This window comes from Streptomyces hoynatensis (genome assembly GCF_003626535.1).
GTDB lineage: Bacteria > Actinomycetota > Actinomycetes > Streptomycetales > Streptomycetaceae > Streptomyces > Streptomyces hoynatensis.
Window position 1 is genome coordinate 115,326 of record NZ_RBAL01000001.1, and the last position, 17,823, is coordinate 133,148.

The following is a 17,823-nucleotide window of genomic DNA, read 5'->3' on the forward strand; positions in this document are numbered from 1 at the left end:
CACCCCGCCGCGCCCGGCCGGACCGGCTACAGCTCGCCGCGGCCGAGCAGCCGGTACTCGATCCGCTCGTAGGGACCCGCGGCGCCCGTCTCGTAGAGCACGCCGATCCGGTGCCCCGCCGCCTCCACCAGGTCCGAGTACGCCGCGGGCGCCGTGGAGAAGGTCGTCACCGGCCGGAAGGTCCGCCCGGCGTCGTCGCTGCGCCACAGCGTCATGGCCTCCCTGGCCGAGGGGTTCGACGGGCCGGAGAACAGCAGCGGCCCGCCCCGCCAGGAGGTCTGGAGCACGGCGGCCTGCACGACCGGCACCCGGCCGAGCGTTTCCTGCACCGCGTACGTGCCGTCCACGAGGGACTCGCCCCCGTCCGCCGAGTAGGCGTCCACCCGGTTGCCCGGGCTGCTGCCGTTCTGGTCGCGGCTGCTGAAGTAGACCCGGCCGTCGGGCAGTTGGGCGGCGCTCGACTCGTTGGAGTTGATGTAGCCGTCGTAGGTGGCGTCCACGTAGCCCACCCGCCAGCTCAGGCCCCCGTCGTCGCTGTACAGGGCGTGCGAGCCGTAGTACCTGGGCTCCTGCCCGGTGTCGGCCGAGCCCTCGGGGGGCGCGATGGAGTGGTTGGCCGGCACCACGAGCCGCCCGGCGTGCGGGCCGCGGGTCAGGGCCGTGGCGTGCCCGGGGCCGGTCGCGTACCAGCGCCAGTTCCCCGGCTTGACGTCGCCGGTGATCTCGCGGGGCGCCGAGAAGGTGCGGCCGTCGTCCTCGCTGTACTGCACGAAGACCCGCCGGCTCTGCTCGGGGGTGACCTCGCCGCGCACGATCTGCGCCTCGGACACCGCGCCGCTGTTGTAACAGGTCAGCAGGACCAGGCGGCCGGTGGCCGGGTCGACCACCGGCGTCGGGTTGCCCCGGGTGTCGCCCTGGCCCGCGGCCACCACGGACAGCGGGCCCCAGGTGCAGCCGCCGTCGGTGGAGCGCCGCACGACGACGTCGATGTCCCCGCTGTCCCCCGCCCCGCCGACTCGGCCCTCGGCGAAGGCGAGCACGGTGCCCGCGGGCGTGGTCACGGCGGCCGGGATGCGGTAGGTGTCGTAGCCGCCCTCGCCCGAGACGTAGGGCACCGAGGAGGTGCACCGGTGGCGTTCGGCCTCCGGGGCGGCGTGGGGGGAGGAACCCGCGCCGGAGGCGGGGGCGGCGAGGGCGGGCAGGGCGGCGGCCAGCACGCCGAGGGCGGCGGTGGTGGTCACGGCCACCAGCCTGAAGGTCGGTCTCACGGAGAGCATCTCGCTCCTTCCTTGCGGCTCGTGGCGAGCCGCGGCCTGCCCGGGCCCGGGAACTCCCCGGCGGGGCCGGGGCCTTCCCGGAGTCCCGGGACGTGCGGGGATTCCGAAGGTCGTCGGGAGGGGGCACGGGGGAGGTGACGGGGAGGTGACGGGGGCGGGGGCCGGTGGGCGGCGCGGGGCGAAGGAGCGCGGGGCGGGCCAACGGACGGCTTCCCCGGGCGGGTCGAGCGGGCCTGGAGGACGGCTCGGGCCGGCCGCGGGCCCCGCGCCCGCGGTCCCGGCGGGGCGAACGGCCCACCCGCGGGCCGGACATGGGACGTAGGAGGTGGGATGTCATCGGCGACCCTAGGGCCGAACGCGGCCGGGTACAAGGCCGCGGACGCCCCCGTTCCCGCCGGGTGGCGACGAGGGGCCCGCGGCCAGGGACGGCCTCAGGCGAACGCGGCCACCGCCTCGGCGACGGCGGTCTCCCCGCTCACCAGGTCGAGCACGCGGCCGGCCGTCGTCGGCTGGTCGATGAGCTCCGCGAGCACCGCGGCCACGTCCTCCCTCGGCACCGAGCCGCGCGGGCCGCCCTCGGCGAGGAGCACCCGGCCGGTGCCCGGCTCGTCGGTGAGGCGCCCCGGCCTGAGGATCGTCCAGTCCAGCTCGGCCCTGCCCCTGATCTCGGCGTCCGCGGCGCCCTTCGCCCGGAGGTAGGCCGCGAACACCGGGTCGGTGCCCGGCGGGGGCTCCTGGTCCACCCCCATGGCCGAGACCACGAGGAAGCGCCGCACCCCCACCCGCACCGCCGCGTCGGCGAAGAGGACGGCCGCGGCGCGGTCCACGGTCTCCTTCCGCGCCGCGCCGCTGCCCGGGCCCGCGCCCGCGGCGAAGACCGCCGCGTCCGCGCCCGCCAGGTGCCGGGCCACCTCCTCCGGGCCGGCCGCCTCCAGGTCGCAGACCACGGGCTCCGCCCCGGCCTCCAGCAGGTCGGCCGCCTGGTTCTGATCCCGGATCAAACCGGCCACCTGGTCACCGCGCCCGGCGAGCAGCCGCTCCAGCCGCCGGGCGATCTTGCCGTGTCCACCAGCGATCACGATGCGCATGGTGCCGACGGTACGCCAGACGCGGCCTCAGCCCCGGGGCTGCCGCACCCGGTCGAGCGGGAGCGCGAGCACCTCGCCGCCCGGCGCCGCGTTCCGCTCCCGCAGCCCCCGCAGCTGAGCGGGGGTCAGCGCCCGGTCGTACACCCGCACCTCGTCCAGCGCGCCGGTCAGCCGCATCAGGTTGTCCGGCCGCTGCCCGAGGTGGACGCCGAAGGTCGAGCCGCGGCTCACCGAGCCCGGCACGTCGGCCACGCCCGCCGCCGCCGCGCCGTCCACCGAGAGCGTGAGCCGCCCGTCCGCGCGGACCAGCGAAAGGTGGTGCCACTGCCCGTCGTTGTAGGCCTGCGAGGTGTCGGCATAGGCGCTCGCCGGGGCGGACGCGCCCTGCTGTGCCGTCATGAGCGCCCGAATGCGCCCGTTCGCCGGCTCGCCGCGCACCCACACCTGGGGCGCGCTGGTGCCGACGCCCCCCATCCACAGGAACGGGTGGGTGCCCGACGTCGCCGCGTACCTGAACCACAGGCTGACCGTGAAGTCGCCGGAGCCGAGCGGCAGCGTCTCCCGGTAGGGCAGCCGCACCGCGTCGTCGGCCCCGTCGAAGGCCATCCCGCGGCCGTACCTGCCCGCGGTGAGCGCGGGCGCGCCGAGCACGGTGGCGGGCGCGGCGCCCGTGGCGGCGTCCCCGGTCACCGGATCGGGGCCGCGCCGCGGGGCGAGCCAGTCGCGGGTGAAGCGGGCGAAGCGGATCTCGTCCCTGGCGTCGGCCGTGCCGCCCTCGTACAGCAGGCCCACGGTGCCCGGCTCGACGAGGACCAGGTCGGAGTAGCCCGCCCAGTCCGCGGAGACCAGGGTCCCGCGGTCCACGGCGTCCCAGGTGGCGCCCTCGTCCCAGGAGGAGCGGATCATCATCGTCCGCCTGCGGTCCGGGTCGGCGGGGGAGGCGAACAGCAGCCGCGGCGAGCCGTCGTCTGCGGGCAGGGAGAGCAGGGAGCCCTGCACCTCGGGCGCGTAGAGGTCGGGTATCGCCGCGAAGGGCGCCGCGAAGCTCTCGCCGCCGTCCTCGCTGACCGCGGCGGCGCGGTGGCCGAGGTCGGTGCCGTCCTGCTCGCGGGCGCTGACGTAGAGCGAGCCGTCGGAACGCTCCACGACGGCGCTCTCCGACGGCTTCTGCCGGAAGGTGCCGTCCGCGGCCACCGGCCAGGTGTCCGTGGCCCCCAGCTGCCAGCCGGCGCCCCCGTCGTCGCTGTAGGCGAGGGCCGCGTGGTTGGCGGTGATCCTGCCCCCGGCGAAACTCTCGGCGTTGAGGGTGAACAGCAGCCGCCCCGCGTGCGCGCCGCGCGTCAGCTGGATGCCGTGCAGCGGGCCGGTGGCGTACCAGGAGTTCCACTCCTCGGGCCGCAGCTCCTCGGCCAGGCTCTCGGGCCGCGACCAGGTCTCGCCGTCGTCGTCGCTGTACTGCAGGTAGGGCTCCCGCGCGCAGGGCACGTCGCAGTTGCCCGCGTCGTCACGGCCCGGATTGCGGGTGCTCGCCAGCAGGATGCGGCCGGTGCGCGCGTCCACGACGGGGGCCGGGTTGCCGTGGGTGTCGCCGCCGCCCTCGTCCACGACCTCCAGGGGGCCCCAGGTGCGGCCGCCGTCGTGGGAGCGCTTGAGGACGAGGTCGATGTCCCCGGCGTCGCCGCAGTTGTCGCGGCGGCCCTCGGCGAAGGCGAGCAGGGTGCCGCGCGTCGTCTCGACGATCGCGGGGATGCGGAAGCAGGCGTACCCCTCCTCCTGCGCGGCCTTGAAGAGGACCTGCTGCTCGAAGCCGGTGGCCTCGGCGCCCCAGGCCGGCAGCGGCCCGGAGAGGAGCGCGGCGGCGCAGCCGAGCACCGCGAGGGAACGACGTACCGACGGCATGCCGGAACCTGCCTTTCGTAGAGGGCTGGTGACGAGGGGGAACGCCGCGGGACGAGGAGGCGCGGGGCGTGCGACGGGGCGCGGGAGAGGGGGCGTGCAACTCGGCGGCGGCGTAGTGACATTACGACATCAGGACATCCCACGTCCGATGACTCACGAGGAGCAGTGTCCCCCCGCTGAACGGACCCTGACAAGATCCCGGACGCCGAACGCCGCCTGACGCCCCGTCACGACGCCGGGGATGCCCCGGCGCGACGCCCCGTCACACCCGCCGGGACGAGGCGGGAACGCGCCGCCCCTCGCCCCCACCGCTCAGCCGGTCGCCTGCCGCGGCAGCTCGGGGCCGCCCTCCGCGGCCGGCGCCCCGCAGTACTCCCGCACCGCGCTCGTCCTGGCCACGATCCGGCCGCGGTGGATCACCAGGCGGCTGTAGGCGAGCGAGAGGGCGCCGGTCACCGTGTCCCCGCGCACCGCCAGCAGTTCGGCGGGAAACCCGGCCTCCACCCGCACCTCGGGCAGGCCGATGGCCGCCCTGGCGAGGCGGCTGACCGCCAGATAGGCGTCGAGGGGGCCGCAGGCGCCGCGCGCGGCGAGCTGGTGCGCCGCGTCCAGCGGATCGCCCCTGCCCACCGGGTTGGCCACGTCCCGCAACGCGCCCCCGCCCGCCGCCACCCGCACCCCGGCGGCGGCCAGCAGCCGCACGGGCGTGCCGCCGGGCGAGGCCGCGAGCCCGCAGGGCCCCTGCGGCAGGCAGACCACCCGCACCCCGGCCGCCGCCAGCCTGGCGGCGGCCCGGTCGGCCGTCTCCCGCGGCAGCCGGGCGAGGCCGGTGCACGGGCCGATCGTCACCCCGAACCGGCAGGCCCCGGCCGCCGCGGCCAGCCGGGCCAGGCGCGCCGGGTCCTCGCCCTCGGTGTGCAGGTCGATGGCGCAGCCGTGCTCCTCGGCCAGGCCGAAGACGATGTCGAGGTAGCCCGCCGGGTCCGGGTCCAGGTCGGGCGCGCCGCCGAGCGCCCCGGCGCCCATCTTGGCCGCCTCGTTCAGCAGGGCGCGGTTCTCGGCCCCGGCCCGCCCGGTCAGCACCCGGGGCACCGCCACGGTGCTCAGCTCGGCCAGGCCGCGCAGCGCCCTGCGGGTCTCCAGCGCCGCCTCCAGCGCGTCGAGCCCGCCCGCGTCGCCGATCCTGATGTGCGTGCGCTGCGCCGTCGCGCCGTGCCCGAGCTGGAGGAGCGCCGCCTCGGTGATCCGCCGCCGCAGCGCCGCCGGGGTCGCGGATGGCGGTCCCGGCGCGGTGGCCGTCAGCGCGGTGTCGTGGTGCGCGTGCGGCTCGGCCGGGGCGGGGAGCAGCAGGTAGCCGGAGAGGTCCACGTGGGAGGCGCGGCCCTGCCCGCCCGGCTCCTCCCCGGCCCGCCCGCGGTCCGCGCGGGCCTCCCGCGCGTGCGGGCCGCCCGCCCGGGAGCGGGTGCGGGAGCGGCCCTGGAGTCCCGAGAGGCTGCCGGAGGTCCCGACGGCCTCGATGAGTTCGCCCCTCAGCCGGACGTCGACGGTGCGCCCGTCGGCGAGCCGTGGTCCCCTGAGTACAAGACGGTCGTCAGCCATCGGAAGCGAGCGTACGGGGCCATTGGGGCGGGGGAGGGGAAGGAGGGAATAGTCATACCGTGGTGGGTTGGCCCTTCCGTTATGGATTTCGCCTTCCGCCGCGGACCGTGTAATCTCTTCAGCGCTCGCCCCAATAGCTCAGTCGGCAGAGCGTCTCCATGGTAAGGAGAAGGTCAACGGTTCGATTCCGTTTTGGGGCTCTGAGGTGTGAGGTCTCCCACCGCGGTGGAGGCCGCGCAGCTCATGGCGGCGTAGCTCAGTCGGTAGAGCAAACGGCTCATAATCGTTGTGTCACCGGTTCGAGTCCGGTCGCCGCTACCACAAGTAGCCGATTGCGGGGTCGCACCTCGGGTCGGCTACTCTCTCTGTGTTCGAGCCCTGTGTTCGATACACGTTCGGCAAGTGTTCGATAGTGTGACCCGTCCATCCGTCAAGGAGCACTCACGTGGCTGCCACAGACGTCCGCCCGAAGATCACGCTGGCCTGCGTGGAGTGCAAGGAGCGGAACTACATCACCAGGAAGAACCGGCGCAACGACCCGGACCGCATGGAGATGAAGAAGCACTGCCCGCGCTGCAACAAGCACACGGCGCACCGCGAGACCCGCTGAGCCAGGGCCCGTCCCGGGACCCGGCGCGGTGAGACCGTACGGATCCCGCGCTCGCGCCCTCGGCCCGCTGCCGGCCGGCACGCGGCCGGACCCCCTGCGGGGTCGCGCGCCCGGCGCCCGCTTCCCCTCCGCGACGCCTGCTCGTCACGCCCGTCGAGGCCGCCCCCGCCGTGGGAGCGGCCTCGTTGCGTTCCCGCCCGTCCCGTGCGGCGGGCGGACGGACCTTCGCCCCCGAGAACCCGAGGATTCTGCCGATGGCGCTCGACCAGTCCCTCGTCGGACGTAGTTATCCGCCCGTGGAGCCGCCCTACGAGGTCGGCCGCGAGAAGATCCGCGAATTCGCCGCCGCGATCGGGGACGGCAACCCGGTCTACACCGACCGCGAGGCGGCCGGCGAGCTCGGCTACCCGGACGTGATCGCGCCCCCGACCTTCGTCTTCTCCATCGCCTTCCAGGCCGCCCAGCAGGTGATCCAGGACCCGGAACTCGGCCTCGACTACAGCCGGGTGGTGCACGGCGACCAGCGCTTCGAGTACGCCCGGCCGGTGCGGGCGGGCGACCGGCTCTCCGTCACCTCGACGATCGAGTCCATCGCCTCCCGGGCGGGCAACGAGTTCCTCGACGTCAGGGGCGAGGTCGTGGACGAGAGCGGCGAGCGCGTGGTCACCACGTTCCTCAAGCTCGTCGCGCGCCGCGTCGAGCAGCCGCAGGACAGCACCGAGGAGGGGAAGTGACGATGGCGCGCATCGCCTACGCGGACGTCGAGGTGGGCACCGAGCTGCCCGGGGCGAGCTTCCCCGTCACCCGGGAGACGCTGGTGCGGTACGCCGGCGCCTCGGGCGACTTCAACCCGATCCACTGGAACGAGCGGTTCGCCAGGGAGGTGGGCCTGCCCGACGTCATCGCGCACGGCATGTTCACCATGGCGGAGGCGATCCGGGTGGTGACCGACTGGGTGGGCGACCCCGGGGCGGTGCTGGAGTACGGGGTGCGGTTCACCAAGCCGGTCGTGGTGCCCGACGACGAGAAGGGCGCGCTCATCGAGGTGAGCGCCAAGGTGGCCGCCAAGCTGGACGACGAGGCGCGGACCGTCCGCGTCGACCTCTCCGCGCACAGCGCCGGGCAGAAGGTGCTCGGCCTGGCCCGCGCGGTGGTCAGGCTGGCCTGAGACGGCCCCGGCCCCGGCCCGGCGCCGCCACGCGGCCGGGGCCGGGCCGCCGGGCCGCTTGACGAAGTTAGTGATTGGCCACTAACTTACTCGGCATGGCGAAGGACACGGCACGCAAGTCGGCGGCGGAGCGGCGCGAAAGCGTCATCCGCGCGGCCATCACCGAGTTCGGCCGCTCCGGGTACGCGGGCACCTCGACGGCGGCGATCGCCCGCCGGGTGGGCGTCTCCCAGCCGTACCTGTTCCGGCTCTTCGCCGACAAGCGCGCGATCTTCCTGGCCGCCGCCGCCCGCTGCACGGACGAGATCCGGCAGGAGTTCGAGAAGGCGGCCGGGGCGGCCGGGCCGGAGGAGGCCGGCCAGGCCATGGGCAACGCCTACCTGGGCCTCATCGGGGACCGGGACCGGCTGATGTTCCAGATGCAGATGTACATCGCGGCGCACGGGGCCGAGGCCGCCGGCGACCACGAGTTCGGCGAGGAATTGCGCGGGCGCTGGGCCGACCTCCTCGACGCCGTGCACCTCGCGCTCGGCGCGGACCCGGAGGTCACCGGTCAGTTCATGGCGCACGGGATGCTGATCAACGTGCTGATGGCGCTGGGCTTCCCCGGCGCCCACCACGTCTGGCGCACCTGCGGCTTCGGCGAGGACGTCTGCGTCGCGGCCGACGGCTGAGCGGGGGCGCGGCGCGCGCGCCCTTTTTTGCGGCCAAGAAAGTTATTGAGCAATCACTATCTAACAGTCACCCCCTCAGTCCCACTCGGAGGAAACGATGGAAGCACCACCGGCCCCCGGCCGCGCGGTCATCGTCTGGACGCTGGTGCTCACCGGGGCCGCCACGTTCATGACCGCCCTGGACAACCTCGTCGTCACCACCGCCCTCCCGGCGATCCGCGAGGACCTCGACAGCGGCGTCGGCCAGCTGGAGTGGATCGTCAACGGCTACACGCTGCCCTTCGCCTGCCTGCTGCTGCCCGCCGCCGCCCTCGGCGACCGCTACGGGCGCCGCCGCCTCTTCGCCCTGGGCGTCGCGCTGTTCACCGCCGCCTCCGCCGCCTCCGCCCTGGCCGGCTCCACCGAGATGCTGATCGCGGGCCGGGCGTTGCAGGGCGCGGGCGCCGCCCTGGTCTTCCCCCTCAGCCTCACCCTGATCTCCGCCACCGTCCCCGCCGAGCGGCGCGGCGCCGCCTTCGGCGTCTGGGGAGCGATCAACGGCCTCGCCGTCGCCGGCGGCCCCCTCATCGGCGGCATCATCGTCGAACACATCTCCTGGCAGTGGATCTTCTGGGTGAACGTGCCGCTCGGCCTGCTCCTGCTGCCCCTGATCCCGCTGCGCCTCGCCGAGAGCCGCGTCCCCGGCGCCCGCCTCGACCCGCTGGGCGCGGTCCTCGCCGGCAGCGGCATGCTCGGCGTCCTGCTCGGCATCGTCCGGGGCAACGACCACGGCTGGACCTCCGCGGGCGTGGTGGGGAGCTTCGTCGCCGGCGGAGCGCTGCTCGGGGCGTTCCTCGCCTGGCAGTTGCGGGCCAGGGCACCGATGGTGCCGCTGCGGCTGTTCCGCTCCCGGCAGTTCAGCGCCTCGATCGGCGCCGGCCTGCTGATGTCCGCCGGGATGTTCGGCTCCATCTTCCTGCTGACCCAGTTCCTCCAGCTGATCCAGGGCTACTCGCCGCAGGAGGCGGGGCTGCGGATGCTGCCGTGGACGGCCATGCCCATGGTGGTGACGCCGCTGATGGGCGCCCTCTCCGACCGGATCGGCGGGCGCTCGATCGCCGCCGTCGGCATGCTGCTGATGGCCTGCGGCCTCGGCTGGTTCGCGCTGCTCGCCGAGCCGGACGTCGGCTACCCGGAGCAGGTCCCGGCCTTCGTGCTGTGCGGCGTCGGCATGGCCATGTTCTTCGCGGCGACCGGCCCGCTGGTGATGGGCTCGGTCGGCGAGCGGGAGCAGGGCATCGCCTCCGGCGTCAGCAACGCGATGCGCGAGCTGGGCGCCTCCCTCGGCGTGGCCGTCCTCGCGGCCGTCTTCGCGGCCAACGGCGGCTACGAGAGCCCGGACGCCTTCACCGACGGTCTCGTCCCGGCCGTGTGGGGCGGCGCCTTCACCCTGCTGGTCGCCACCGTGGTCATGCTGATCGCCCCCCGCGCCCACCGCGCGCCCCGCGCCACCGGCCGTCCCGTCGCCGGGTCCGCCCCCGAGCCGGAGCGCGCCCCCGCCGCCCGGTGAGACCCGGGACCGCACCACGGCCCACCGCCGCGGCCCCGCCGCCCCCGCCCCGCCGCCACCGGCCGGGCGGGGGCGGCGGTTTCGCGCCCGGGACTTCGGCGGGCGAGGCACCTCCTCACGTGAGGAGGTGGTCGGCTTCGCGTCCCGGGCGACGGCCTCGCCCGGCGGGACGGGCGTGAGGGCCGGTCGTATTCTGGCGGGGTGCAGGAGATCCGTGATGCCGTGCTGGGACCGTTGACCACGCTGCGGGTCGGCGGGCCCGCGCGGCGGCTGCTCGTCGCGGAGAGCGACGAGGAGGTGATCGCCGCCGTCCGCGAGGCCGACGCGGCGGGCACCCCGCTGCTGCTGATCGGCGGCGGCAGCAACCTGCTGATCGCCGACTCCGGCTTCGAGGGCACCGCCCTGCGCGTCGCGACCACCGGCGTCCGCCTCGACGGCACCCGCCTGGAGCTCGCCGCGGGGGAGAACTGGTCGGCCGCCGTCGCCGCGACCGTCGAGGCCGGGCTCGCCGGGATCGAGTGCCTCGCCGGCATCCCGGGCTCGGCCGGCGCCACCCCGATCCAGAACGTCGGCGCCTACGGCCAGGAGGTCTCCTCCCACGTCACCGAGGTCGTCGCCTACGACCGCGCGGAGCGCGCCACCGTCACCCTCCCGGCCGCCGCCTGTGGATTCGGCTACCGGCACAGCAGGTTCAAGGCGGACCCCACCCGCTACGTGGTGCTGCGCGTCCGCTTCGACCTGGAGGACGCCGGCGGCCTCTCCGCCCCGTTGCGCTACGCCGAGACGGCCCGCCTGCTCGGCGTCCAGCCGGGCGCGAGGGTGCCGCTCGCCGACGCGCGGGATGCGGTGCTGAAGCTGCGCACCGGCAAGGGCATGGTCCTCGACCCCGAGGACCACGACACCTGGTCGGCCGGCTCGTTCTTCACCAACCCCGTGCTCGACGCCGCCGCCCACGCCGCCTTCCTCGCCCGCGCCGCCGAGCGCCTCGGCCCCGGCACCACCCCGCCCGCCTACCCCGCGGGCGAGGGCCGCACCAAGACCTCCGCGGCCTGGCTGATCGAGCACGCCGGCTTCCCCAAGGGCTACGGCACGGGCCAGGCCCGCATCTCGGGCAAACACACCCTCGCCCTCACCAACCGCGGAAGCGCCGACGCCGCCGACCTCCTCGCGCTCGCCAGGGAGATCCGCGAGGGCGTGCGGGCGGCCTTCGGCGTCACCCTGGTGAACGAGCCGGTCCTGGTGGGCCTCAGCCTGTAGGGCCCCGAGCCCCCGGCGGCGCGGCCCGGAGGCGCGGCGCGGCCCGGGTGGCGCGGCAAGGCGGCCCGCGGCGGGCCCCCTGCCGCGGGGCCGGGGCGGCGCGACGTCGCGGGGCGGCCGGCTAGCCCGCGAGCGACTGGGTGCCCAGCACGATCAGCAGCGCCAGGCGCTCGGCGTCCTCGGTGCCCGGCTCGGCCGTGTAGACCATGATCCGCAGGTCGCTGCCCGCGACGGTGAGCACGTCGCAGTCCAGCCTCACCGGGCCGACCTGCGGATGGTCGATCGTCTTGCGCGCGGCCTCGTGGCGGCCGACCGCCCCCGAGTCCCACAGCCGGGCGAACCGCTCGCTGCGCGCCCGCAGCCCGGACACCAGGCCCGCAAGCCGCGGGTCCCCCGGATAGCGGCCCGTCGCCTCGCGCAGGTCCGAGACGAGCGCGGCCTCCAGCGCGCGCCGCTCCTCCGCGGTGAGCCGCGCCCGGCCGGCCGGGCCGAGGAAGGTGCGCCACACCCCGTTGCGTTCGTGACCGCGCTGGGCCGAGGGGTCGCCCATGAGGGCGGCGTACGGCGGGTTGGCCACCAGCAGGTTCCAGGCCGCGTCGTGGACCGCGACGGGCGTTCCGCTCATCCGGTCGAGCAGCCGCTGCACGCTCGGCGTCAGGTACCCGGGCACCGTGTCCGGGCCGGGCGTGGCGAGTCCCGCCAGCCGGAACAGGTGGGCCCGCTCCCCGGAGTCCAGCCGGAGGGCCCGGGCCAGGGCCTCCACGACCTGCGCCGAGGGGTGGGAGGCGCGGCCCTGTTCGAGGCGGGTGAGGTAGTCGGCGGAGATCCCGGCGAGCAGGGCCAGCTCCTCCCGGCGCAGGCCGGGGGCCCGCCGCTGCCCCCCGGCGGGCAGCCCCGCGTCCTCGGGCCGCACCCGATCGCGCCGGCGCCGCACCGCGGCCCCGAAGTCCCGGAAGTCCCCGGCCGCACCGGGGTGCCGCCCGAGGCCCGCGGACGCCTCCCGGCGCCCGGAGTCCGCCGTGTCCGCGCGGTCCCCGCGCTCCGCCCTCGCCATGCCTCCCAGTGTCCCCCCGCCGCCGCCCGCCTGCCTGGTACCCGTGGTCCCAGGAAGACCGGACGCCTGGCTGTCCGCCCCGCGGCGCCGGAGTCTTGAAGCATGACAACGACACTGATCACCGGAGCGAACAAGGGACTCGGCTTCGAGACGGCCCGCCGCCTCCTCGCCGCGGGCCACACCGTCTACCTCGGCAGCCGGGACCCGGAGCGCGGCCGCGTGGCCGCCGGCCGGCTCGGCGCGCGGGCCCTCACGATCGACGTCACCGACGACGCCTCCGTCGCCGCCGCGGCCCGCACCGTCGAGGCGGAAGGCGGCCTCGACGTGCTGGTCAACAACGCGGGCATCGAGGGGCGCAGGCCCGACGGCAGCGTCGTCTCCGCCGCCGACACCACCGCGGAGGAGATGCGGACCCTCTTCGAGACGAACGTCTTCGGCCTGGTCCGCGTCACCCACGCGTTCCTGCCGCTGCTGCTGCGCTCCGCCGCCCCCGTGGTGGTCAACGTCAGCAGCGGCCTGGCCTCGCTGACCGGGATGACACGCGAGGACTCGCCAGGCCACGCCTACCCCGGGGTGGCCTACCCGGCCTCCAAGGCCGCGGTCAACATGGTCACCGTCCAGTACGCCAAGGCGTTCCCCACCCTCCGGATCAACGCGGTCGAGCCCGGCTACACCGCGACCGACCTCAACATGAACACCGGCACGCAGACCGTCGAGGAGGGCGCCGAGATCATCGTCCGCATGGCGCAGACCGGCCCCGGCGGCCCGACCGGCGGCTACTTCGACGTCGCAGGACGCCTCCCCTGGTGAGCCAGGACCGCACGGCCCGCGGCGGCGCCCCGCACCCCCGGGCCGCAGGCCCGGGCCGCCGCGGCGCGCGGGCCGCTCACAGCGCGAGCCACTCGTCGATGCCGACGAGCAGCTTCTCGCGCACGTCCTCGGGGGCCGCCGCCGCCCGCACCGACTGCCGCGCCAATTCGGCGAGTTCGGCGTCCGTGAAGCCGTGGTGCTCCCGGGCGATCTCGTACTGGGCGGCCAGCCGCGCCCCGAAGAGCAGCGGATCGTCCGCGCCGAGCGCCATCGGCACCCCGGCCCGCCACAGCGTCCGCAACGGCACGTCCGCCAGCCGCTCGTACACGCCGAGGGCCACGTTGGAGGCCGGGCAGACCTCGCAGGTCACCCGCGCCTCCGCGAGCCGTTCGAGCAGCCGCGGGTCCTCCGCAGCCCGCACGCCGTGCCCGATCCGGCCGGCCCGCAGATCGTCGAGGCAGTCCCGCACGCTGGCCGGCCCCGACAACTCGCCGCCGTGCGGGGCGGACAGCAGCCCACCCTCCCGCGCGATGGCGAAGGCCCGGTCGAAGTCCCGTGCCATGCCCCGGCGTTCGTCGTTGGAAAGGCCGAAACCCACGACCCCGCGGTCCCGGTAGCGGACCGCGAGACGGGCCAGCGTGCGCGCGTCCAGCGGGTGCTTCATCCGGTTCGCCGCGACCAGCACCCGCATCCCGAGGCCGGTCTCCCTGGCGGTGGTCTCCACCGCGTCGAGGATGATTTCGAGCGCCGGGATCAGCCCGCCGAGACGCGGCGCGTACGAGGTGGGGTCGACCTGGATCTCCAGCCAGCGCGAGCCGTCCTTGAGGTCCTCCTCGGCCGCCTCCCGGACCAGCCGCTGGATGTCCTCCGGCTCCCGCAGGCAGTTCCGCGCCGCGTCGTAGAGCCGCTGGAAGCGGAACCAGCCGCGTTCGTCCGTGGCGCGCAGCCGCGGCGGACGGCCCGTGTTCCCGAGCGCCTCCGGCAGGTGCACCCCGTACTTGTCGGCCAGCTCAAGCAGCGTCGTGGGCCGCATCGACCCGGTGAAGTGCAGGTGCAGGTGCGCCTTCGGCAGGAGCCGGATGTCACGAACGCTGGTCATACGCTCTCCGTCGCCGCCCGGGCTCCGCCGCGGTCGCGGGGGCGGGCCGGGCCCTTTCGAGGTCGCCGCGCGACCCGGCGGGAACGCCGCGCGCGGGGGCGGGAGGGCACCGCCGTGGTGGATGCGTCCCGCCTATCCCCCCGATCTTGCCGTATCCCGGCGGCATCCGGGCACCACCATGCACCGAACGAGGCGCCGCCTGAACGCACAAGCGAGCCGCCGAAGACCCGGCGGCCCGCTCGCACGAAGGGAGCGCGAACGTCAGTCCGCCGCCTCCGCAAGCAGCTTCTGCAGCCGCGAGACGCCCTCCACCAGGTCGTCGTCGCCCAGCGCGTAGGACAGCCGCAGGTAGCCCGGGGTGCCGAACGCCTCGCCCGGCACCACCGCGACCTCGGCCTCCTCCAGCAGCAGCGCGGACAGCTCCAGGCTGGTGCGCGGGCGCCGCCCCCTGATGTCCTTGCCGAGCAGCCCCTTCACCGAGGGGTAGGCGTAGAACGCGCCCTCGGGCTCGGGGCAGGTCACGCCCTGGATCTCGTTGAGCATCCGCACGATCGTCCGCCGCCTGCGGTCGAAGGCCGTCCGCATCTCGGCCACCGCGGTCAGGTCCCCGGAGACGGCGGCGAGCGCCGCGGCCTGGGCCACGTTGTTGACGTTCGAGGTGGCGTGGGACTGGAGGTTGGCCGCCGCCTTGATCACGTCCTTGGGGCCGAGCAGCCAGCCGACCCGCCAGCCGGTCATGGCGTACGTCTTGGCCACCCCGTTCACCACCAGGCACCGGTCGGCGATCTCCGGCACCACGGTCGGCAGCGAGGAGAACCGCGCCTCGCCGTAGACCAGGTGCTCGTAGATCTCGTCGGTGAGCACCCACAGCCCGTGCTCCGCCGCCCAGCGCCCGATCGCCGCCACCTGCTCGCGCGGGTAGACCGCGCCCGTCGGGTTGGAGGGCGAGACGAAGAGCAGCACCTTGGTGCGCTCGGTGCGCGCCGCCTCCAACTGCTCGACCGTGGTCAGGTACCCGGTCGTCTCGTCGGCGACCACCGCCACCGGGACGCCGCCGGCCAGGCGGATCGACTCCGGGTAGGTCGTCCAGTACGGCGCCGGCACGATCACCTCGTCGCCCGGGTCGAGCAGCGCGGCGAAGGCCTCGTAGATCGCCTGCTTGCCGCCGTTGGTCACCAGCACCTGCGCGGGCTCCACGGCGAGGCCCGAGTCCCGCAGCGTCTTCGCGGCCAGCGCCTCCTTCAGCTCGGGCAGCCCCCCGGCCGGGGTGTACCGGTGGAAGCGCGGGTTGCGGCAGGCCTCCACGGCGGCGTCGACGATGTAGCCGGGAGTGGGGAAGTCGGGCTCGCCGGCCCCGAAGCCGATCACCGGGCGCCCGGCGGCCTTGAGGGCCTTCGCCTTGGCGTCGACCGCCAGCGTGGCGGACTCGGCGATCGCGCCGACCCGGGCCGAGACCCGGCTCGCCGGCGCGGCGGCTGCGGAAGCGGATGCGGGAGAGGATGCGGCACTCATACGGAAATGGTCGCAGACCGCGCCCCTGCCCGGCATCCGGGTTGTGAGCGGTGGCGCCGGGGCGCCCGAAAAGGCACCCACATCCCGCGCGGCCCGGCGCGTGCTGTCCCACGAGAGGGCGCGCGGGACAGATAGGGGGGAGCGCGTGGGAAGGTGCGTGGGATGTGCGCCGGTGGGCGCGCGGGCAAGAGTCACGAGCCGTTCGACGGCAGCCGTTTCACCACGTACACTCCTGACCGGTGGCGGCACATGCGATACGTTGTCGGCTGTCGGCTGTCGGCACCATGCGTCAAAGGGTCGTAGCTCAATTGGTAGAGCACTGGTCTCCAAAACCAGCGGTTGGGGGTTCAAGTCCCTCCGGCCCTGCTACACGATAGGTGAACAGCCGTCCGGGTGGCCGGGCGGCTTATGACCATGACCGGGATCAGGTGAGGACGAGTGGCTGGGATCACAGACTCCGTGGAGACGCCAGAGCCCCAGCCGCGGGGCGAGGGTCCGGGCCGCCGCGGCAGGCGTGCCAAGCGCGGACCGCTGGGTCGCCTCGCCCTGTTCTACCGGCAGGTGATCGCCGAGCTCCGCAAGGTCGTGTGGCCCTCACGGCGCCAGCTGTCGACCTATACCACTGCGGTGATCTTCTTCGTCCTCGTCGTCATCTGCATCCTGACCGTGCTTGACTGGGGGTTCAGCCGAGCCGTCGACTACGTCTTCGGCTGATGTTCCGGCTGAAGGTCAACCCCGTTTCGTGACATCAGGAAGTAGCAGCCACCGTGTCTGACCCGAACCGCACCGACGCCGCGCCCGAAGAGGTCGAAGACGAGGGCGCCGAGCGCGACCTCGCCGAGGCGGCGGACGCCGTCGACCCGGACGAAGCTGCCGACGCGGCACCGGCCGAGGAGGCCGGGGACGCCGCGGCGGGCGAGGAGGCCGGAGCCGAGGGCGAGGAGGCCGAGGAGCCCGCGGAGGCCGAGCCCGTCGACCCGGTGGCCGCGCTCCGCGAGGAGCTGCGCTCCCTGCCGGGCGAGTGGTACGTCGTGCACACCTACGCGGGCTACGAGAACCGCGTGAAGACCAACCTGGAGCAGCGCGCCGTCTCGCTGAACGTCGAGGACTACATCTTCCAGGTCGAGGTGCCCCAGGAGGAGGTCGTCCAGATCAAGAACGGCGACCGCCGCACCATCAAGCAGAACAAGCTCCCCAGCTACGTGCTGGTGCGCATGGACCTGACGAACGAGTCCTGGGGCGTGGTGCGCAACACCCCGGGCGTCACCGGCTTCGTCGGCAACGCCTACGACCCCTACCCGCTGACCCTCGACGAGATCGTCAAGATGCTGGCCCCCGAGGCCGAGCAGAAGGCCGCCGCCGAGGCGGCCGAGGGCGGCGTGGCCGGCGGCGGGCGCAAGGTCGAGGTCCAGGTGCTCGACTTCGAGGTCGGCGACTCGGTCACCGTCACCGACGGGCCCTTCGCCACCCTCCAGGCGACGATCAACGAGATCAACCCCGACTCCAAGAAGGTCAAGGGCCTGGTCGAGATCTTCGGCCGGGAGACCCCGGTGGAGCTCAGCTTCGACCAGATCCAGAAGAACTAGCCAGGCGTGGACGTTCGCGGGCCCGTTCCCGGCCTCCCCGGCCGGGGCGGGCCCGTTCCGCGTCCCGCGCGGCCCGGATTTGGGCCCCGGGGCGCCAGCCGCTACCGTTGACCGGTCTGCCTCCGCGCGGCGAAGGCGCGCCCCGGCCCCGGCAGACACCCACAACGCACAGGACCCGGAGTACCGCATGCCTCCCAGGAAGAAAGTCACAGGGCTGATCAAGCTCCAGATCCAGGCCGGCGCGGCCAACCCCGCGCCGCCCGTCGGCCCGGCCCTCGGCCAGCACGGCGTCAACATCATGGAGTTCTGCAAGGCCTACAACGCCGCGACCGAGTCGCAGCGCGGCTGGGTCATCCCGGTGGAGATCACGGTCTACGAGGACCGCTCCTTCACCTTCATCACGAAGACCCCGCCGGCCGCCAAGATGATCCTCAAGGCCGCGGGCGTGGAGAAGGGCTCGGGCGAGCCGCACAAGACCAAGGTCGCCAAGATCACCCGCGCCCAGGTGCGGGAGATCGCCACCACCAAGATGCCCGACCTGAACGCCAACGACCTGGACGCCGCCGAGAAGATCATCGCCGGCACCGCCCGTTCCATGGGCGTCACGGTCGAGGGCTGAGCGCCGCCTTCCCGGCGTCCCG

Annotated in this window: 17 protein-coding genes and 3 tRNA genes; 13 read left to right on the forward strand and 7 right to left on the reverse strand. The window is 74.7% G+C overall.

The window, feature by feature from the left end:
• Positions 1 to 26: 26 nt before the first annotated feature.
• The 4 genes from D7294_RS00420 to D7294_RS00435 form a co-directional block, all read right to left on the reverse strand.
• Positions 27 to 1,277, reverse strand: coding sequence for a sialidase family protein (locus D7294_RS00420; RefSeq protein WP_174248234.1), 1,251 nt, complete (start codon positions 1,275 to 1,277; stop codon positions 27 to 29).
• Positions 1,278 to 1,708: 431 nt separating this feature from the next.
• A complete protein-coding gene (locus D7294_RS00425; protein ID WP_120674205.1) occupies positions 1,709 to 2,365 on the reverse strand; it encodes an NAD(P)H-binding protein in 657 nt (218 codons plus the stop codon).
• Positions 2,366 to 2,392: 27 nt separating this feature from the next.
• The gene (locus D7294_RS00430) at positions 2,393 to 4,264 is read right to left on the reverse strand and encodes a sialidase family protein (RefSeq protein ID WP_120674207.1); all 1,872 of its coding nucleotides are present in this window, start codon (positions 4,262 to 4,264) and stop codon (positions 2,393 to 2,395) included.
• 312 nt (positions 4,265 to 4,576) lie between these two features.
• Entirely contained in the window at positions 4,577 to 5,863 is a 1,287-nt protein-coding gene (locus tag D7294_RS00435; protein WP_241562002.1) for an amidohydrolase family protein, read from the reverse strand.
• Between the two features lie 127 nt (positions 5,864 to 5,990).
• Here D7294_RS00435 and D7294_RS00440 point away from each other — a divergent pair.
• The 8 genes from D7294_RS00440 to D7294_RS00475 all read left to right on the forward strand — a co-directional run bounded on the left by D7294_RS00440 (position 5,991) and on the right by D7294_RS00475 (position 11,121).
• Positions 5,991 to 6,063: transfer RNA gene (locus D7294_RS00440), tRNA-Thr, on the forward strand.
• A gap of 45 nt (positions 6,064 to 6,108) precedes the next feature.
• Positions 6,109 to 6,184: transfer RNA gene (locus D7294_RS00445), tRNA-Met, on the forward strand.
• A gap of 124 nt (positions 6,185 to 6,308) precedes the next feature.
• Positions 6,309 to 6,473, forward strand: coding sequence for a 50S ribosomal protein L33 (rpmG, locus tag D7294_RS00450; protein ID WP_120674210.1), 165 nt, complete (start codon positions 6,309 to 6,311; stop codon positions 6,471 to 6,473).
• 254 nt (positions 6,474 to 6,727) lie between these two features.
• Entirely contained in the window at positions 6,728 to 7,207 is a 480-nt protein-coding gene (locus D7294_RS00455; RefSeq protein ID WP_120674213.1) for a MaoC family dehydratase N-terminal domain-containing protein, read from the forward strand.
• A 2-nt stretch (positions 7,208 to 7,209) separates the two neighbouring features.
• Entirely contained in the window at positions 7,210 to 7,641 is a 432-nt protein-coding gene (locus tag D7294_RS00460) for a MaoC family dehydratase (protein ID WP_120674215.1), read from the forward strand.
• Between the two features lie 95 nt (positions 7,642 to 7,736).
• Complete coding sequence (locus D7294_RS00465; RefSeq protein WP_120674217.1) at positions 7,737 to 8,315, forward strand: TetR/AcrR family transcriptional regulator; 579 nt, start codon at positions 7,737 to 7,739, stop codon at positions 8,313 to 8,315.
• Between the two features lie 97 nt (positions 8,316 to 8,412).
• Entirely contained in the window at positions 8,413 to 9,864 is a 1,452-nt protein-coding gene (locus D7294_RS00470; protein WP_120674219.1) for an MFS transporter, read from the forward strand.
• Between the two features lie 201 nt (positions 9,865 to 10,065).
• Entirely contained in the window at positions 10,066 to 11,121 is a 1,056-nt protein-coding gene (locus D7294_RS00475; protein ID WP_120674221.1) for a UDP-N-acetylmuramate dehydrogenase, read from the forward strand.
• Between the two features lie 121 nt (positions 11,122 to 11,242).
• Here the strand turns inward: D7294_RS00475 and D7294_RS00480 are convergent, their stop codons facing one another.
• Positions 11,243 to 12,175, reverse strand: a complete 933-nt coding sequence (locus D7294_RS00480) for a helix-turn-helix transcriptional regulator (protein ID WP_120674224.1) — start codon at positions 12,173 to 12,175, stop codon at positions 11,243 to 11,245.
• 102 nt (positions 12,176 to 12,277) lie between these two features.
• On the opposite strand from D7294_RS00480, the gene D7294_RS00485 reads away from it, so the two are divergent.
• Entirely contained in the window at positions 12,278 to 12,985 is a 708-nt protein-coding gene (locus D7294_RS00485; protein WP_120674226.1) for an SDR family NAD(P)-dependent oxidoreductase, read from the forward strand.
• A 76-nt stretch (positions 12,986 to 13,061) separates the two neighbouring features.
• Here D7294_RS00485 and D7294_RS00490 read toward each other — a convergent pair whose 3' ends face one another.
• Complete coding sequence (locus D7294_RS00490) at positions 13,062 to 14,084, reverse strand: adenosine deaminase (RefSeq protein WP_120674228.1); 1,023 nt, start codon at positions 14,082 to 14,084, stop codon at positions 13,062 to 13,064.
• A gap of 261 nt (positions 14,085 to 14,345) precedes the next feature.
• Positions 14,346 to 15,596 (reverse strand): pyridoxal phosphate-dependent aminotransferase, encoded by a 1,251-nt coding sequence (locus D7294_RS00495; protein WP_158674543.1) that lies wholly within the window; start codon positions 15,594 to 15,596, stop codon positions 14,346 to 14,348.
• A 293-nt stretch (positions 15,597 to 15,889) separates the two neighbouring features.
• Here D7294_RS00495 and D7294_RS00500 point away from each other — a divergent pair.
• From D7294_RS00500 to rplK, 4 genes are all read left to right on the forward strand, one after another.
• A tRNA-Trp gene (locus tag D7294_RS00500) sits at positions 15,890 to 15,962 on the forward strand.
• Between the two features lie 81 nt (positions 15,963 to 16,043).
• The gene (gene secE, locus D7294_RS00505; protein ID WP_120675200.1) at positions 16,044 to 16,310 is read left to right on the forward strand and encodes a preprotein translocase subunit SecE; all 267 of its coding nucleotides are present in this window, start codon (positions 16,044 to 16,046) and stop codon (positions 16,308 to 16,310) included.
• Positions 16,311 to 16,363: 53 nt separating this feature from the next.
• On the forward strand, positions 16,364 to 17,182 hold the full coding sequence (gene nusG / locus D7294_RS00510; RefSeq protein ID WP_120674233.1) for a transcription termination/antitermination protein NusG: 819 nt from the start codon (positions 16,364 to 16,366) through the stop codon (positions 17,180 to 17,182).
• Between the two features lie 187 nt (positions 17,183 to 17,369).
• Positions 17,370 to 17,801 carry a 50S ribosomal protein L11 gene (gene rplK, locus D7294_RS00515; RefSeq protein ID WP_113689416.1) on the forward strand — a complete coding sequence of 144 codons (432 nt, stop codon included), beginning with the start codon at positions 17,370 to 17,372 and terminating at the stop codon, positions 17,799 to 17,801.
• Positions 17,802 to 17,823: the final 22 nt, after the last annotated feature.